Annotated in this window: 1 protein-coding gene; it reads right to left on the bottom strand. The window is 46.4% G+C overall.

Annotated elements, in window-relative coordinates; all coding sequences use genetic code 11:
* The coding region (gene ltrA, locus NWF04_10795; GenBank protein MCW4007054.1) for a group II intron reverse transcriptase/maturase at window positions 1–1135 on the bottom strand (1135 nt) is incomplete at its 3' end.
* Window positions 1136–1282: the final 147 nt, after the last annotated feature.

Below are 1282 nucleotides of genomic sequence, written 5' to 3'. Positions count from 1 at the left end.
CCCACATCACAAGCCTCCGCCGTAATAGCTGAAAGATTGGGTTCATTTCCCATATTCTGAACTTTCCATAGTAGTTGATCCAACCCCGGATATAAGGCTCCAGAAATTGCGCCACTCCTACTATGCTGTTATGTGTCAGGGTCTCAATCTTCAACTCTCTCATCTTCTCTGCTATGCGTTTCTTTGAACTCGTGCTGATGGCGCAGTCATAGCCAAGGAAAAGTTCCCTGGTCTTCTTTGACCTTGCGGTGCGAGGTTGGAATGAATAGCTCAGAAAATCGAACTTCACGTTCTCAAACGCTCCCTGTCGCCTGTAGTCTCTACAGTAAACAAGCTTCGTCTTTTCCGGGTGCAGTTCCAACCCACATTGCTTCATCCGTTTGTTCAAATTACGCATTACGTAATCAGCTTGTGATTTACTCTTGCAGTGCAGTATTGCGTCATCGGCGTATCGCACATAACTGACTGTAGGGTGGGTTTGCTCCAGCCATTTATCCATGGCATAATGTAAGAACAGATTTGCTAATAACGGACTAATTACACCTCCTTGTGGCGTTCCTTTTCCTTGCTTCATTACCAGTTCCCCGGTTTTAGTTTGCACGGGTGTTTGAAGCCACCTTTCGATGTACATCAGGCACCATCTTTCGCTTACATGTTTCTTTAATGCCAACATCAACTTCGCATGGTCTATGTTGTCAAAGAATCCTTTGATATCAAGGTCAATTACCCAGTCCGAAATTCTGACGTTCTTCCGTACCTCGGCCAATGCCTGATGAGCATTCTTTCCGGGGCGGTAACCATAAGAATGGGGACTGAAAAGTTTCTCAAACCTCTCTTCCAAATAATCTTTCACGACCATTTGTGCCACGCGATCGCTGATGGTGGGAACACCAAGTTTGCGAACTTTGCCGTCTTTCTTGGGTATTTCCACTTCTTTTAACGGCGGCGGGAAATAACTCCCTGACGCCATCCGGTTCCACAGTTTGTACAGGTGACCAGACCGGTTGGCATTGTATTCTTCCATACTGATTTGGTCAATTCCTGCACTCCCTGCTTTGGAGCGCACTTTCTTATAAGCAAGCCATACTTGGTCCTTACTTACTGGTACCGATTTTGTCTCATTCCATAAAGTCATCCTCTTGCGAGTTGTTAAATGTTATGATCCGGTATAACTTGCCCCCTTCGCTCTGCTCTCATTACAATCGCTTCTTCGCTACTACGGGGCAATCCGCCCCTACATGGCACTTCGGTTTCGAGCCTCTGGGTTGTTCCCATTGTGCTC

This window comes from Candidatus Bathyarchaeota archaeon (assembly GCA_026014465.1).
In the GTDB taxonomy this organism is placed as follows: Archaea; Thermoproteota; Bathyarchaeia; order Bathyarchaeales; family Bathycorpusculaceae; genus JADGNF01.
The sequence above is the reverse complement of the archived record's forward strand: the minus strand, read 5'-3'. Positions and strand labels throughout refer to the sequence as shown.